Below are 15,716 nucleotides of genomic sequence, written 5' to 3'. Positions count from 1 at the left end.
AACCTAATACTTTTTCATAATCTCTATTAGTTTCCTAACGGGCTCCCTTATTTCGACTGCCTTGCTATTTAAATAACCTTCAGTATCCTTTTCATTCATTGCTTTTACGGCAACATAGTATGGCGAAAGAATAATATCGTAACCAGTCTTTTCAAAAATTGAAACCAACCAGCTGTTATATCCCAATTTGTTAACAACTGCACCAAACCGCCACCAGTCGTCTTGTGTGCTTATTGGTAAATTGTTATCTATTATTTCTAATGCTTTTATGAAATAGTTTTTAGCTAACCCTTCATTCCGTTTATACAATTCAAATAGAGTTTTATTCAACCAATGACTATCTTCAACTGCTTCATCTATTTCTATAGAATTGAACAATTCTTCCGCTTCCTTAAGCCGGTTCATTTTATCTCTTAATAGAAAAACTAAATTATATCTAATACTAGGATTATTATCAAACTCAACTGCTTTAAAATATGCCTTTTCAGCCTCATCGTATTTTTGAAAATAGTCTTGATATAAATTTCCGAGTCCATTCCATGGTGATGCAAACTTCTCATCCAGTTCAATCGCTTTTAGGTAAACTCTCTCAGCCTCAGCGTACTTCCTTAGATGGGTTTGGTAAAGATTCCCAAGTCCATTCAATGGTTCAGTATACTTCTCATCCAGTTCAATTGCTTTTAGGTAAGCCTTTTCTGCTTCATCATACTTCTTTAAATGGGTTTGGTAAAGATTTCCAAGGCCATTCCATGGGTAAGCAAGCTTACCATCCAATTCAATTGCATTTAAGTAAGCCTTTTCTGCTTCATCATACTTTTTTAAATGGGCTTGGTAAAGATTTCCAAGGCCATTCCATGGGTAAGCAAACTTACCATCCACTTCAATTGCATTTAAATAAGCCTTCTCTGCTTCATCGTACTTCTTTAAATGGACTTGGTAAAGATTCCCGAGACTATTCCATGAATAAGCAAACTTTTCATCCAATTCTGCTGCTTTCAGATGAGCTTTTTCTGCCTCATTGTATTTCAGTAATTTGAATTGATATAAATAACCTAAGTTATACCACGTAATAGCATCCTTTTCATTAAATTCAATCGCTTTCTGGTATGCCTTTTCTGCCTCGTCGTATTTTTGTAGATGGTTTTGATATAAATTCCCAATTTCATTATAGGTTGAAGCCCCAATAACTTTATCTGAATAAGCTAATTCAACTGTTTTTAATAACAGTTTTTCAGCAAGTAAATAATTTTCTTTTCCTATTTCTTTAAAATACAATTCGAATAATTCAGATACACTTGGTTCTTGAACTAAATCAAATTGATCTAAAATTTCAGGATTAGTCTTGGCAAAATCTCTCAATTCTTCATACGATTTTTCCAGTAGTTGTGATTTGAGATTTGAATCTTGAATAACTTCTGCCAATGCTAAACCATAGGTAACATGATTAAGATTGCATGCTTTACACAGCAAATGGTTTGCTGCAACTAAATTTATTTCTTCACCGTAGAAACTCTCCAGAAATTTGGATAAACAGTACAATTCTTTTTTCTGTCGCCGGCTACTGCGACGCATCAAAAACCAGATATTAAAGAAACGTTCACTTACCTGATAAGCACTTCCCTTTGCTTTGTAGGCATCTATTTTTTCAATCCAACCTACTTCAACAAGTCTTTTAAGTTGTGGGGATAGTTGATTGTTTTCGTAACTTGTTTCCTCACGTAACTGCTCAATATTTATTGGATCCCAATGTAAAGCAATAGCATCAACAATAACTTGCATCTGTAAGGACAACTCCTCGAATCGAGCCTTGTAAAGCGGTGTAATTTCATCTAAAAGTGCCTCTAAATCATCGTTTATATCTTTCGAAAAACCTTTTATTATAAGTTTAAATAGCATTGTTGCCGTTCGAGGATTTCCGCCAGTTAACTGGTGGAGTGTCTTTATTCGTGCTGTTTGATTATTTATCAAAGGTATAATATCCTCTGATTGTGTTAGTTTTGCTAAGTTTATAAGAATGTCTAATAATTCTTCGAAACTTAATTTTTGCAGATATTCTATTTGGAATGCATCATAGAAAGGAGCATCATAGTCATAAGTATTTTCAATTGCCACAGCACTTGCCCCAATAACAATTGGCGCCCCATTTTGCATTAACCAAGCCCTAAGTGTGTGTTGTTCGGTTTTATCTAATCGATCAAAAATGTAGCTCATATTGTCAATTAGCATGACAGGTCTTCTATTAAAAGATTGGGTAAACGTTTTTAAAAACTGAAAGGCTTCTTTTGCTAAATCCTCACCATTTTTAATTTTAAGTAACTCCTTAACCGCTAAATCAATATTTTTCGCTTCAACCATTTTCTTTTCCACCTCTAAGGTATCAGCTAAAGCATCAAGGCTATTAAGCCAAAACTCAGCAAGATTTTTAAGGTTATACTGTTCTTCGGGAAATAACAAGGGGATAAAAGCTTGTTCATACTGTTGCTTGCGTAACTCAACCTCAATACGTTTGAGGAGGGTTGTCTTACCCATTCCGCGTTGAGCAATGATAAGGTAGTGTTGTGGAATGCTCTTGGGTTTCTCCTTGTTCAATTTTTCCATTAAAAATTGGAAAAACTTATAACGAACCACAAATAGTCTTTCAACAACATCGTCACTCAGTCTTTGCGGATTATACAAGCCAATTTGACTCAATGTAATTATCTTACTTTCCATACTATCTTGAAAATCGATTATACCAGAAATCTCTTAGTAAGGGCGATCGGAACGTATACCTAGAATCCTCGGTATCTATTAAATATCCATCATTTTTTAACATATAAAGCAACTTATTTAGGACAATTTCCGTTTTTTCGCCATCATTAATTTTCGCATAAAGCATATTATATAGGTTATCTCTGCTTTCGCCTTCTTTTGTTTTGGACAAATTCTTTAATAGCAAACGAGTATAAGATTCAAATTCACCATACTCATTAAGACGCTCATCCCATGTATTTAAATGTTTTTCGCTTATGAGAGTCTGATAAGCCTCATTAATTGTCTGCTCTGAAATAGTTTTGCCATGAATTTTAACCAACTTATCAATATTTAAGAAGAGTATTTGAATAAAATATGGCAAATTCCAAACTAACTTATCTAGCATATAGGTAATATGCACATCCTCTATTTTCAAATTTTCTGAAATAGCCAATTCTTTTATAAAATTAGTTGCCTGCTCCTTTGTAAATTCTGATAATTGTAATGAAGAAACATCATTTAGTGTATAACTGAGATTATGACGACTTGTAAAGTTTTCTATACCAATTGAACTACAGAATATCCAATGTATTTTTGTTCCAGTAACTTGTCTAAAACTTCTTAACCAGTTAAGGAAAAAAACCACATCATTAATTCCGTTCTCTTTATCAATCTTAATAAAACTGTTTAGCAGTATGGTTACCTCATCAACCATTATCAGGGTTTCTTCCTTATGATCAATTAGAGTCTTGAGTTTATTATATATATCTGCTTTTTGAATCTTCCATTCAACAGAGGACTCAACATCACCTATTTTAAATGTTGGTTTGATACTTTCCAAAATATTAGCGATGGTATTGTTTGTTTTCTCTTTCGCCTTTAACCACCAGCATTCCTCCTGTATTTTTTCGATAAAGAGTTTCACAAAACCCTCTTCAGTTTTAACCTCCTCTAAGTTTAATTCCAATGTATTCCAATTATCTTCTCTTGCATATTCGAGAAGTTTTTTTGCAAAAGAAGACTTTCCAACTCTCCTTGGAGCTGAAAGAAGTAATGAGTTTCCCTTTTTAATATGCCCCCAAGCGAATTCTAATTCTTTTTCACGACCAAAAAAATCGTCACCTTCAACAGGAGGCCCAGTTATATTATTTATTCCCATATAAATGATTTTTGAAATACAAATATATATACAAAATCGCATACATACAAATTTGTATATATAAAATTACGAACGTTTGAAGTTTTTTTTACTTTAGAATCATTTCATTAAATCATGAAGTGTTTAGTTAATGAAAAAGTCTTTTATATTCCTCTTCTGTGTTGACATTCAAAAGAACCTTTTCATCATCAACATCAATAGCACTTTTGGAATATCTACCTAAAAACTCCTTAAGATGGATCTCGTCTTTGGGTTCAGAGGCCAGGTCTGCAATTACGTTTTTGGAAATTAGAAATGGATGTCCACCCCGTCCGTTAAAGACTGGATAGGAATATTCAGTGTCAGATTTTGCAAGCGATTCAAGAACTTTTAGGTCAACAAATGGATTATCGATATTACTTACAAAGGTTGACTGGAACTTACAGAACCCATTAGCCGCCAATTTTAAAGAGTAAAACCGCTCCCACTCTGGATGTTCGTTGATAACAACCTTTACAATCGATGGGAGGTTTAGATTTAATTGCTCGAGAAATGTCTTCCCATCAGGGTTTAGCACAACTATAATCTCCTCACAGCCATATGCATTGTATTGATTAATTAAATCCTCGAGGAATGTTGTAGTTGCATTGTACTTAAGTGAAAACTTATGCACTCCCATCCTCGATGATTTTCCAGCAGAAAGGATTATTGCAGAATATTTTTTGTTGTTATCAGCCATTTCTATTTGATTTTCCCAAAGCAGTTATAAAAGTAAGATTTTTATGATTTTGTTGTCTCTTTTCCTTAGCTTTGTTTCGATAAAAAGAACCAAACTATGAGTACTTCCGACAAATTTCACACAATTTCTTTAAAGCAGCTACTTAAGCTTATTCTAAATGAGTACGATAACAATGGTAGTGTTTTCGGCATTCCTAAAGAGCTTTTCTTTACCCCAAATCATAATAAATCGTTTTCAACAGAAATTTTCAACCAAAAACTCCATACACCATTAGGAATTGCAGCTGGTCCACACTCTCAGATGGCACAGAATATAATTGGTGCATGGTTAATGGGAGCCCGCTACATTGAACTTAAAACAGTTCAAACCCTTGATGAACTTAAGGTTTCGAAGCCCTGTATTGATATGCAAGATGAGGGCTATAACTGCGAATGGTCGCAAGAATTGAAAATTCATGAGAGTTTTAATGAATACTTAAACGCTTGGATTATAATCCATATACTGAATCATAAATTTGGTTGGGGAAAAGAGATTGGTACAATCTTCAATATGAGCGTTGGTTACAACCTACAAGGAATCATGAACGAGAACGTTCAGTGGTTTTTCGAAAAGATGAGCAACTGTAAGGAAGAACTAATCGAGGCCATTGAGGATATTGAAGGTACTTACCCACAAGTTAATGAGATTGAGATTCCATCTACACTATCAAATAATATCACTTTATCTACAATGCACGGATGTCCTGCAAATGAGATTGAGGACATCGCAAAATATCTACTCGAAAAGAAAAACCTTCACACATACGTTAAACTAAACCCAACACTTCTTGGCCCAGAGATGTTAAGGGATATCCTTAATAATAAGTTGAACTTTAAAACCAACGTGCCAGATATCGCATTTGAGCACGATCTTAAATACCCAGATGCTTTAAGAATCATAAAATCATTACAGAAAACGGCAAAAGAGAAAAATCTGCAATTTGGGCTTAAGCTAACAAATACGCTTGAATCGATTAACAGCAAAGATATCTTTGGAAGCAGCGTGGATATGATGTATATGAGCGGTCGTGCTCTACATCCTATTTCTATAAATGTAGCAAAGAAGCTGCAAAACGAGTTTAACGGAGAATTGCAGCTATCTTTCTCTGCTGGCGCAAGTGCCTTCAATATTTCAGATATTCTATCATGCGGATTCAAAACCGTAACCGTTTGCTCAGATATATTGAGACCTGGTGGATATATGAGGTTAAACCAATATTTTGAAAAGTTAGAAGAGAGTTTCAAAACAAAGAGTTCATTGGGTATAGATGAATTTGTTGTTAAATCATCGGATAAGCAAAATTTAAAAGATTCAGCACTATCTAACTTAAATTTATATGCTGATAAGGTTTTAGAATCAGGTGATTATAAGCGTGAGTATATTAAAACACCAGATATTAAAGGAAAAAGAGAACTTGGTTACTTTGATTGTATCTCCGCTCCTTGTCGAGACACTTGCTCTACAAATCAAGATATACCCGATTACTTATATTACACATCAACAAATCAGTTCGATAAGGCTTACGAAGTAATTCTGAGAACAAACCCTTTCCCTTCGATTACTGGGATGGTTTGCGATCACCTTTGCCAGAACAAGTGTACAAGGATTAACTACGATAATTCATTACAAATCAGAGAGGTTAAGCGATTTATATCGGAGCAAGATGAAGTAAAACTCAAGCCAGTCGCTAATAATGGCATTAAGGTTGCCATTATTGGTGCTGGTCCCTCGGGATTGTCTAGTGCATACTACTTGGCGTTAGCAGGGTTTTCAGTAGATGTATTTGAAGCCAAATCAAAATCAGGAGGAATGGTGCAGTTCGCAATCCCCGGGTTTAGGCTAACCGATGAGGCTATTGCAAAGGATTTCAAACGGGTAACTGACCTTGGAGTAAATATTCATTTCAACTCAAAGGTCGATAGCAATAAATTCCTATCGTTAAAAAAAGAGTCCAACCATATATATATTGGTGCAGGAGCTCAACTATCTGCTGAATTAAAGATCGAAGGTTCAGAGAGTAAAGATGTAATTGACCCTTTAACATTCCTTTTCAATGTAAAGCAAGGGAAAGAGTCTGGGCTAGGAAAAAATATAGTAATCATTGGTGGCGGAAACACCGCTATGGATGCAGCTCGTACTGCATATCGCTTGGTTGGTAAGGATGGTAAAGTGACTATAGTTTACCGTCGCACAATTAACGAGATGCCAGCAGATCAAGGTGAAATCAAAGCAGTACTTGAAGAAGGCGTTGATATCATCGAACTTGTTGCCCCAGAAAAGGTTATACAAAAAGATGGAAATGTGAAAGCCCTTCTTTGCAGCAAGATGGAGCTAAAAGGAGTTGATGCAAAGGGTAGGCTACAATCTCAAAAAATTGAAGGTTCGGAGTTTGAAATTGCTTGTGATACCATAATACCTGCAATTGGGCAGAACCTAGATATTGATTTTGCCACTAACGACCTACTATCCGCCGATACCAAGACTTACAAAACCAAACTTGGCAACGTTTATATTGGGGGTGATGCTCTGCGCGGCGCATCAACAGCAATCAATGCAATTGGCGATGGACGTAAAGCTGCCGAACAGATAATGAAGGAATCAAAAATTGATTTTAGCATTCAAAAACCAAATAGCAAGAATTTCTCTAGGAAAGATCTGATGATTAAACGTTCCAAACGAATATTTGGAGCTGAACTAAAAGAATTACCACTAAACGACAGGAGAAGTTTTAAACTTGCTAGCGAGACACTTTCAAAACAAACAATTGTTGAAGAATCGAATCGTTGCCTATACTGCGATGAGATTTGTAATATCTGCACAACTGTTTGTCCAAACTTTGCAAATTTCTCATACGAGATTGAACCTATTAAGTATAACCTTCAAAAGGCAATTCAAATCGAGAAAGGAAAGTTTGAAATTCAAAGCGATAAGGTTTTTGAGGTTAAACAGAAATATCAGATTCTCAATATTGCAAATTTTTGCAATGAGTGTGGAAATTGTAATACCTTCTGCCCTACTAATAGCGCACCATACAAGGGGAAACCAAAAATATACTTAACACTTAGTGCATTTAAAGAAGTTCAAAATGGATACTACCTATCGATTAAAGATGATAAACGTATTCTAATTGCGAAAGAAGGCTCAGGGTTCAAGACTCTTACTGAGGTAAACGGTGAGTATGTTTACGAAACGGATTATGTATTCTCCCGTTTGAACATGGCTGATTTTAGCATACTTGAGGTTAAATGCAAGACTAACTGCGCTAAAGAGTTATATTTTGAGAACGCAGCCATAATGAGTATAATCCTAAAAGGAGCAAAAAAATTGATATTTGCCTAGCATCTAATATTATACAAATGAAAAACCCCTTATGATTTTTACATCCTAAGGGGTTTTAAAATTTTTTCAAAAATATTTACAATTTAAAATGCCGCTTTACCTTTGTCTCAGCCATTACAAATGAACTGTAGAATTGGGTTATGTTTTTAATAACTGAAAATTTATAGGTAATAAAATTATGGAAGTCGTCCATATCAATACAGTGTACCTTCAAAAGAAAATCTGAGTTTCCAGAGATGTAGTAGCACTCCATTACTTCCTCTAATTTTTCCATCTCTCTTTCAAACTCATCTACAGCCTCTTTTGTATGATTATTTAAGGAAACCGAGACATAAACAATTAGTTTTTTACCAAGTAATTTTGGATCTAAAAGAGTTAGGTACTGTTTTACATATCCACTCTTTTCCAGTTTCTTAATCCTTTCATGAATGGGAGTTGTAGATAAATGAAGTTTATCTGAAAGTTCCCGAATGGTAATACGACTATTAAGTTGAAGGATATTCAATAGTTTCCTGTCAATTTCATCTAATGTTTTCATGATAGTCCGATTTTCTTTAAAATAATGAGAATCTCTCTGCAAAGATAATATAATTCTATGATAATTACCAATGACAGCAATATATCCTATTATTAACAGTAATTTAAGAATATATCTATATTATACTTAAATTGCAGAGAAATTTATCCAATAAAATAATAACTATGATTCAGCCAATTGATAAGGTAACTAACGAGAAAGCCTTAGAAAATGCAGTTAAACGCTTCAAAGAAAGAGGTATTATTTTACCAACATTTGAGCAACAAAGAAATCCAGAACTAATTCCACAAAAAATAAAAGACCAACTTAAAAATATAGGTCTTTGGGATATTAATCCACTTAATCTTTTCCGAATAACGTGGAAAAATGAGCCAAAGGAAAAAGGTGGCTTATATGGTAATCCGAATTATATAGAACTACCAAAAGCAATAACCGGCGTTGATGCTAGAATTGTACTACTTATTGGTAAATGGTTTCCTACAGGAGCACATAAAGTTGGTGCTGCTTATGGTTGCCTTGCACCAAGAATAACAACAGGAGAATTCGATCCAACCTTTCATAAAGCGGTATGGCCATCAACAGGAAACTATTGTAGAGGTGGTGCATTCGATTCAAAGGTAATGGGAACTGAGTCAGTTGCCATTCTTCCTGAGGAGATGAGTAAAGAGCGTTTCGCTTGGTTACGTGATGTAATTGGATCTGAGGTGATTGCTACTCATGGTTGTGAATCGAACGTAAAAGAGATTTACGATAAATGTTGGGAGATAAAGAAAACCCGTAAGGATTGCATCATTTTCAATCAATTCGATGAGTTTGGAAACTCGGCATGGCACTATAATACTACAGGAAGAGCAATTGAAGATGTATACAACTTAGTTAAAGGTAAGAATAGCAAGTTGGCTGCATATGTCTCTGCTACTGGCTCAGCTGGAACAATTGCTGCGGGTGATTATCTACGCACTGTTGCTCCACACATTAAGGTTGTTGCTTCTGAAGCATTACAATGCCCTACCTTATTAAATAATGGATTTGGTGGACATAGAATCGAAGGTATTGGCGATAAGCATGTTCCTTGGGTACACAATGTTAAAAACACTGACGTTGTTACAGCTATTGATGATGAGGATTGCATGAGAATTCTTCGTTTATTTAATGAGAAAGACGGTCATGCTTACCTAAAATCGATTGGTATCGATCAGAATTTAATCAACGACCTTCATTTAATAGGTATATCAGGAATTGGCAATATGCTTTCAGCAATTAAAACCGCTAAGCATTTCGAAATGACTGGTGAGGATGTTATTTTCACCATCGCTACCGATTCTGCTGATATGTACAAATCAAGAGTTGAAGAGCTAAGTGTTGAAAAAGGAAAATATAATGATATACAAGCAGTTCGCGATTTCGAGAAATGTATTCTAGGAACGAGAGCTGATACCATGAAAGAACTTACCTATAATGATAGGAAAGCAATTCATAACCTAAAGTACTTTACTTGGTGCGAACAGCAAGGAAAAGAGGTTGAAGATTTGAACCAACTTTGGTATGATAGAGAGATTTGGGATACCCTTTTCCATCAAGTAAATCAGTGGGATAAACTGATAAACGAATTCAACGAACGTACTGGCCTTTTAAAAGGTTTATAAGAAATAGAGACTTACTTTTCCCTCTGTGTATCTCGGTGTATTCGCAGTGCCTCTCTGATTAGATTTCTAACATAGAGTAACTATAAGACACCGAGAATCACAGAGTTTTTTTTAATAGTTATACCTAAAAACAGTAATTTAGCTCTACTTAAAAGTCATGAATTCATCCAAGTTTATATATCGATGCACCGATTGTGGTAAAAAATATACGCCAAATGGTGTTATGTACCTTTGTCCATCATGTAGTAAAGAAAATACACCTACAAATCCACCCAAAGGAGTTCTAAAAGTAGTGTATGATTATCATTCTTTAGGAAAAAAACTATCTGGCTTTTACGAATTACGCCAAAATGAGTTTATTAGCCTTCTACCTATTGAAAATTCTGATAGTTTACCTGTTTTAAGGGTCGGAAAAACACCACTTTACTCATTCGATAAATTGGAGGGTAAACCTTTACCTTTCCAACTTCATCTGAAAGATGATTCGCAAAACCCTACTTTCTCGTTTAAAGACAGGGCATCTGCCTTAGTATCAGCATATGCCAAAGAAAATAGGTTGAATACGATAGTAGCCGCTTCAACTGGGAATGCGGGTTCTTCGCTAGCGGGTATGTGCGCTGCGCAAGCTCAAAAAGCTATAATTATGGTACCTGAAACGGCTCCTCTAGCGAAACTAACTCAGATAATCATGTACGGAGCCACCATAGTTCCTGTTAAAGGCACTTATGATGAGGCTTTTGATCTTAGCGTAAAGGCTACAGAGGAATTTGGATGGTACAATCGCAATACAGCCTTTAACCCATTTACAATTGAGGGGAAAAAAACGGTTTCATTTGAACTAATTGAACAGCTAAAGTTTAAAACTCCACATAGAATTTTCGTCCCAGTTGGCGATGGAGTAATTATATCGGGTGTTTACAAGGGTTTTGAGGACTTGCTATTATTGAATTTAATTGATAGAATGCCTACAATCGTTGCTGTTCAATCTAAGGGCAGCGATAATTTAGTTAGAAATATCAACCAAAAAGAGTTTAAAATTGTGCCAAGCACAACAATGGCAGACTCTATTTCTGTTGATATACCTAGGAATTTCTACATGGCTCAACAGTTCATCCAAAAATATAATGGTGAAATTCTTACCGTTACTGATGAGGAGATAATGAATGCTTCTGCTATTCTATCAAGGAATACAGGAATATTCTCGGAACCTGCTGCTACAACTGCCTTTGCAGGACTGCTATCTTACCAAAAAAGTGGTAAAATTGTAGATGGTTCAAACAATGTTGTTCTTCTTACAGGTAGTGGCTTAAAAGATTTAAAATCAGTAAGTAGCATGCTTAAAATACCTGAATCAATTAACCCATCGATTGATAACCTGAAAAAACTAATATCATGATTTCATATACCCTTAACGGCATAAAACGAACCTTTTCTGGCGATTTGGAAGAAACCCTTCTCGATCATTTAAGGCTCGAACATAAGATTACATCAGCAAAAGATGGTTGCTCTGGTCAAGGAGTTTGCGGTGCTTGCACCGTTGAAATTGATGGAAAACCGAAATTGGCTTGTAGAACCAAGATGAAAGACCTTGAGGGTGCTGTGATTAATACAACCGAAGGGCTTCCCAAAGAATTCCGTTCTACAATCGGCAAAAACTTTGCTGAAAAGGGTGCTGTTCAGTGTGGATTCTGCTCTCCTGGTATGATAATGCGTGCAAAAGGGCTGTATAATGTTAACAAAACCCCTACCCGACCCGAAATTGTTAAAGCTATCACCCCTAATATATGTAGGTGCACTGGCTATGTCAAAATAGTTGATGCAATTGATGAGACCTTTAAGGAGTTAAATGGCAAAGGTTCTGAAAACAAAGCAAAATCAGCACTTATTGGTAAACCCTATCCCAAATATCAAGCAATTGAAACAGCTTTAGGTGATAGAGATTTCGTAGATGATATGCACTTCGATGGTATGGTGCATGGGGTTTTAAAATTCTCAGATCACCCTAGGGCAAAGGTTCTTAAAGTTGATTTCACAGAAGCGCTTAAGGTTGAAGGTGTTATTAGGGTATTTACATCTAAAGATATCCCTGGAAATAAGGTAATTGGCATTGTTTACCACGATTGGCCAATGATGATTGGCGAGGGCGAGATAACCAACTATACTGGCGATGTTGTTGCTAGTGTTGTGGCTAAAACCGAGGCAATTGCCCGCAAAGCGGTAAAACTTATTAATGTAGAATACGAAGTATTAGAGGCAATTACCGATGTTCATGGGGCCGTAAAGCCTAATTGCACTCGAGTTCACGCCGAACATTCAAATATCCTTGAAACTTGCAGCATTCGCTTTGGCGATGTTCATAAAGCATTTAAAGAGGCTGCTTTCGTATCAAGCGGACACTATGAAACTCAACGCATTGAGCATGCTTTCCTTGAAACAGAGACTGCCATTGCTCTTCCAGAGGATGATGGTGTAAGACTCTATTCACAAGGCCAAGGTGCTTATGTTGATAGAAAACTTGTTGCAAAAGTTCTTGGACTTACCGAGGATAAGGTAAAAGTTGTCCAAGTTCAGAATGGCGGCGGGTTTGGAGGTAAGGAAGATACTACTGTTCAGAGCCATGCATCGCTACATGCATATCTACTTAAGGTACCTGTTAGGGTTCACCTAAATAGGGATGAATCAATTATTATGCACCCAAAACGTCATCCTGTTTGGATGGATATTAGCCTTGCATGCGATAAAAATGGAATGTTTACAGGCATTAAACTAAGTGCCATTGGTGATTCAGGTGCTTATGCATCGGTAGGAACTAAGGTAATGGAACGTGTTGTAGGTCATGCTACTGGCGGTTACACAGTGCCTTCTGTTGATATTAAGGCTGATACCGTTTACACCAACAACGTTCCATGCGGTGCAATGCGCGGATTTGGCGTTCCTCAGGCAGTATTTGCTGTGGAGAGTTGTATCGATGAGATTTGCAAAATGGGCGGTTTTGATCGCTGGCAAATTCGCTACAACAATGCCCTTGAAGATGGCAAGAAAACCGCTACGGGTCAGGTATTGCGTGGTGTTGGGTTAAAGAAAACTCTTTTAGCGGTAAAAGATCAATTCCAAAGTGCTAAATATGCTGGAATAGCCTGTGGAATCAAGAATACAGGGGTTGGTAATGGAATGACTGACGATAGTGATGTAATTATCAATATAGTTTCGGATAAAAAGGTGATAATCCATCATGGTTGGACCGAGATGGGTCAAGGTGTTCATACGATGGCAATCCAAACCTTCCATCAGGAAACAGGTATATCTCCCGAAATTATTGAAGTGAAAGTCGAGACCGAAGTGAATATCCCAACGGGAATGACCACTTCATCTAGGGCTACCGCCTTAGTTGCCAACGCAATTATTGATGCATCAAAAAGAATCAAGGAAGATTTAAAGAATTGCACACTAAGTCAACTTGCAGGAAGATCCTACAGAGGAAAATTCGTGTGCGATTGGACATGCAAACCCGGCGCAGATACTGCCGAGCCTGTAATCCACTTTGCCTATGGTTATGCTACACAGGTTGTTATTCTTGATGAAAAGGGTGAAATAACCAAGATTATTGCTGCTCACGATGTAGGTAAAATCATGAACCAGATGCTTTTTGAGGGTCAGATCGAAGGTGCTCTGCACATGGGTCTTGGATATGCACTTACAGAGGATTTACCCTATAAAAATGGAAGACCAGTTAGCCTAAAGTTTAAGGATATCGGTATTCTCAGAGCCAACGAAATGCCTGAAATGGAGATAATTGGTATCGAGGAGAAAGATCCTGTTGGGCCTTACGGTGCAAAAGGAATTGGTGAAATAGGTCTAGTTCCCACTGCTGCCGCGGTTGCAAATGCTTTTTATGCATTTGATGGCATAAAGAGGACAAAACTCCCGATGAAGAGAAAATAATTCATAAATTCCGAACGCTAAGTCGCTGAGACGCTAAGATTATTAACTTTGCGCCTTAGTGACGTTGCGTTTAAAATCTATTAAGAATGTCTATACTACTAAAAAATGCCACCTATATTGACTGGAAAACGCTTGAATTCAGTCAAAAAAATATTCTTGTTGAACAAGATAAAACCACGATTCAGTTCGTTGAAAATATCGACCAAATAGCCGATAAATCAAACCTTGAGGTGCTTGATTGTACTGGCAAATTGGTAACAAAGTCGTTTGGTGTTGGGCATCATCATATATATTCTGCTCTTGCTAGAGGAATGGGTGCTCCCAAGAAAAACCCTGAAAATTTCTACGAAATTCTAAAGTACGTTTGGTGGACTCTGGATAAATGCCTTGATCTTGAAATGGTTGAATCGAGCGCATTGGTAACAGCAATTGCTTGCGCAAAAGCAGGTTCTACCTTCGTTATCGATCATCATGCCTCCCCTTTCGCAGTAAAAGGTTCGCTTGAAACAATTGCTAAAGCTTTTGATAAGGTTGGTGTTTCGCACCTTTTATGCTACGAAATATCGGATCGTGATGGGTTTAAATCCGCCAAAGAGGGAATCGAGGAAACCGAGGAATATCTAGGTAAACGTCAAGGGTTAGTTGGTTTACATGCATCATTTACTGTAAACGATGAAACCATGGAGAAGTCTGTGGAGATGATGAATCGTTTGAATTCTGGTATTCATATTCACGTTGCCGAGGATTTGTACGATCAGGAATTTTGTATCAAGAAGTACGGAAAACGGGTTATTACACGCCTAAACGAATATGGTGCTCTAAAATCATCTAAAACTATACTTGGACATTGCCTTCACTTAGATGAAGATGAAAAAGACATTATCCGCAACTCCCCATGCTGGGTGGTTCAAAACACGGAGAGCAACCTAAATAATAACGTTGGTTATTTTAACGGCGAGTTTCTTGGTTCGAGGATAATGCTTGGCACCGATGGAATGCACAGCGATATGCTTCAAAGCGCAAAATCGGCCTTTTTTGTTGGTCAAGGATTCGATAATATTACCTATCCATCATCGTATCAACGTTTCAGGAATGTTCATAAGTATATCGAGGATAATGGCTTTAAGGGCGATGGTGATAATAATCTTGTAGTGCTTGATTACGCCTCTCCTACCGAGATTAACCAGAATAACTTTTTAGGGCATTTCATCTTCGGTATCAACTCAAACCATGTTTGCGATGTTATTTCGAATGGTAAGCTGATTGTGAAAAACAGGCTAATTCAAACTGTTGATGAGGCCGAAATTCTAAAAGTTTCTAAGGAACGTGCTCTTCGACTTTGGAAGAAGATGCAGGAGTAAACACTTTGATTTAGGAACAAGGATTAACGAATTTAGATTTTAGAAGTTTTCTGAAAACAAGCTGATTACGCAAACATCAGAATTCATAAATCATCATTCCTTGTTCTTAAATCAATATAATATATTTCCCATTTTCACCCCCCTTGTACTTTGCGGTTTGTGATTGTGTACTTACTTTTTTGCGATTAAACTATCGCAAAATGCGATAATTGAGTTGCAGTGGTATTTTATTGTAACGCAT

At 36.5% G+C, this 15,716-nt stretch carries 9 protein-coding genes; 5 read left to right on the top strand and 4 right to left on the bottom strand.

The window, feature by feature from the left end; genetic code table 11:
* Nucleotides 1-3: 3 nt before the first annotated feature.
* From HOO91_10350 to HOO91_10340, 3 genes are all read right to left on the bottom strand, one after another.
* Nucleotides 4-2,712, bottom strand: coding sequence for a tetratricopeptide repeat protein (locus tag HOO91_10350; GenBank protein NOU17944.1), 2,709 nt, complete (start codon nucleotides 2,710-2,712; stop codon nucleotides 4-6).
* Nucleotide 2,713: 1 nt separating this feature from the next.
* A complete protein-coding gene (locus tag HOO91_10345) occupies nucleotides 2,714-3,892 on the bottom strand; it encodes an ATP-binding protein (GenBank protein ID NOU17943.1) in 1,179 nt (392 codons plus the stop codon).
* A gap of 127 nt (nucleotides 3,893-4,019) precedes the next feature.
* The gene (locus tag HOO91_10340; GenBank protein ID NOU17942.1) at nucleotides 4,020-4,610 is read right to left on the bottom strand and encodes an NTP transferase domain-containing protein; all 591 of its coding nucleotides are present in this window, start codon (nucleotides 4,608-4,610) and stop codon (nucleotides 4,020-4,022) included.
* 96 nt (nucleotides 4,611-4,706) lie between these two features.
* On the opposite strand from HOO91_10340, the gene ygfK reads away from it, so the two are divergent.
* Nucleotides 4,707-7,988, top strand: coding sequence for a putative selenate reductase subunit YgfK (gene ygfK / locus HOO91_10335; GenBank protein ID NOU17941.1), 3,282 nt, complete (start codon nucleotides 4,707-4,709; stop codon nucleotides 7,986-7,988).
* Nucleotides 7,989-8,064: 76 nt separating this feature from the next.
* Here ygfK and HOO91_10330 read toward each other — a convergent pair whose 3' ends face one another.
* Nucleotides 8,065-8,526 (bottom strand): Lrp/AsnC family transcriptional regulator, encoded by a 462-nt coding sequence (locus tag HOO91_10330; GenBank protein ID NOU17940.1) that lies wholly within the window; start codon nucleotides 8,524-8,526, stop codon nucleotides 8,065-8,067.
* Between the two features lie 164 nt (nucleotides 8,527-8,690).
* Between HOO91_10330 and HOO91_10325 the strand changes: the two genes are divergently transcribed.
* The 4 genes from HOO91_10325 (at nucleotide 8,691) to HOO91_10310 (ending at nucleotide 15,475) form a co-directional block, all read left to right on the top strand.
* The gene (locus tag HOO91_10325) at nucleotides 8,691-10,172 is read left to right on the top strand and encodes a pyridoxal-phosphate dependent enzyme (protein NOU17939.1); all 1,482 of its coding nucleotides are present in this window, start codon (nucleotides 8,691-8,693) and stop codon (nucleotides 10,170-10,172) included.
* A 157-nt stretch (nucleotides 10,173-10,329) separates the two neighbouring features.
* The gene (gene thrC, locus HOO91_10320) at nucleotides 10,330-11,568 is read left to right on the top strand and encodes a threonine synthase (GenBank protein NOU17938.1); all 1,239 of its coding nucleotides are present in this window, start codon (nucleotides 10,330-10,332) and stop codon (nucleotides 11,566-11,568) included.
* Nucleotides 11,565-14,114, top strand: coding sequence for a selenium-dependent xanthine dehydrogenase (xdh, locus tag HOO91_10315; protein NOU17937.1), 2,550 nt, complete (start codon nucleotides 11,565-11,567; stop codon nucleotides 14,112-14,114). Before thrC ends, xdh begins: the two co-directional genes overlap by 4 nt.
* A gap of 86 nt (nucleotides 14,115-14,200) precedes the next feature.
* A complete protein-coding gene (locus HOO91_10310; protein ID NOU17936.1) occupies nucleotides 14,201-15,475 on the top strand; it encodes an amidohydrolase family protein in 1,275 nt (424 codons plus the stop codon).
* The last annotated feature ends 241 nt before the right edge of the window (nucleotides 15,476-15,716 follow it).

The organism is Bacteroidales bacterium (assembly GCA_013141385.1).
Lineage (GTDB): Bacteria > Bacteroidota > Bacteroidia > Bacteroidales > Tenuifilaceae > UBA8529.
The sequence above is the reverse complement of the archived record's forward strand: the minus strand, read 5'-3'. Positions and strand labels throughout refer to the sequence as shown.

Excerpts from the sequence above, each read along its gene's own strand:
- HOO91_10350 (NOU17944.1), bottom strand. The coding sequence starts at position 2,712 with ATGGAAAGTAAGATAATTACATTGAGTCAAATTGGCTTGTATAATCCG.
- HOO91_10345 (NOU17943.1), bottom strand. The coding sequence starts at position 3,892 with ATGGGAATAAATAATATAACTGGGCCTCCTGTTGAAGGTGACGATTTT.
- HOO91_10340 (NOU17942.1), bottom strand. The coding sequence starts at position 4,610 with ATGGCTGATAACAACAAAAAATATTCTGCAATAATCCTTTCTGCTGGA.
- ygfK (NOU17941.1), top strand. The coding sequence starts at position 4,707 with ATGAGTACTTCCGACAAATTTCACACAATTTCTTTAAAGCAGCTACTT.
- HOO91_10330 (NOU17940.1), bottom strand. The coding sequence starts at position 8,526 with ATGAAAACATTAGATGAAATTGACAGGAAACTATTGAATATCCTTCAA.
- HOO91_10325 (NOU17939.1), top strand. The coding sequence starts at position 8,691 with ATGATTCAGCCAATTGATAAGGTAACTAACGAGAAAGCCTTAGAAAAT.
- thrC (NOU17938.1), top strand. The coding sequence starts at position 10,330 with ATGAATTCATCCAAGTTTATATATCGATGCACCGATTGTGGTAAAAAA.
- xdh (NOU17937.1), top strand. The coding sequence starts at position 11,565 with ATGATTTCATATACCCTTAACGGCATAAAACGAACCTTTTCTGGCGAT.
- HOO91_10310 (NOU17936.1), top strand. The coding sequence starts at position 14,201 with ATGTCTATACTACTAAAAAATGCCACCTATATTGACTGGAAAACGCTT.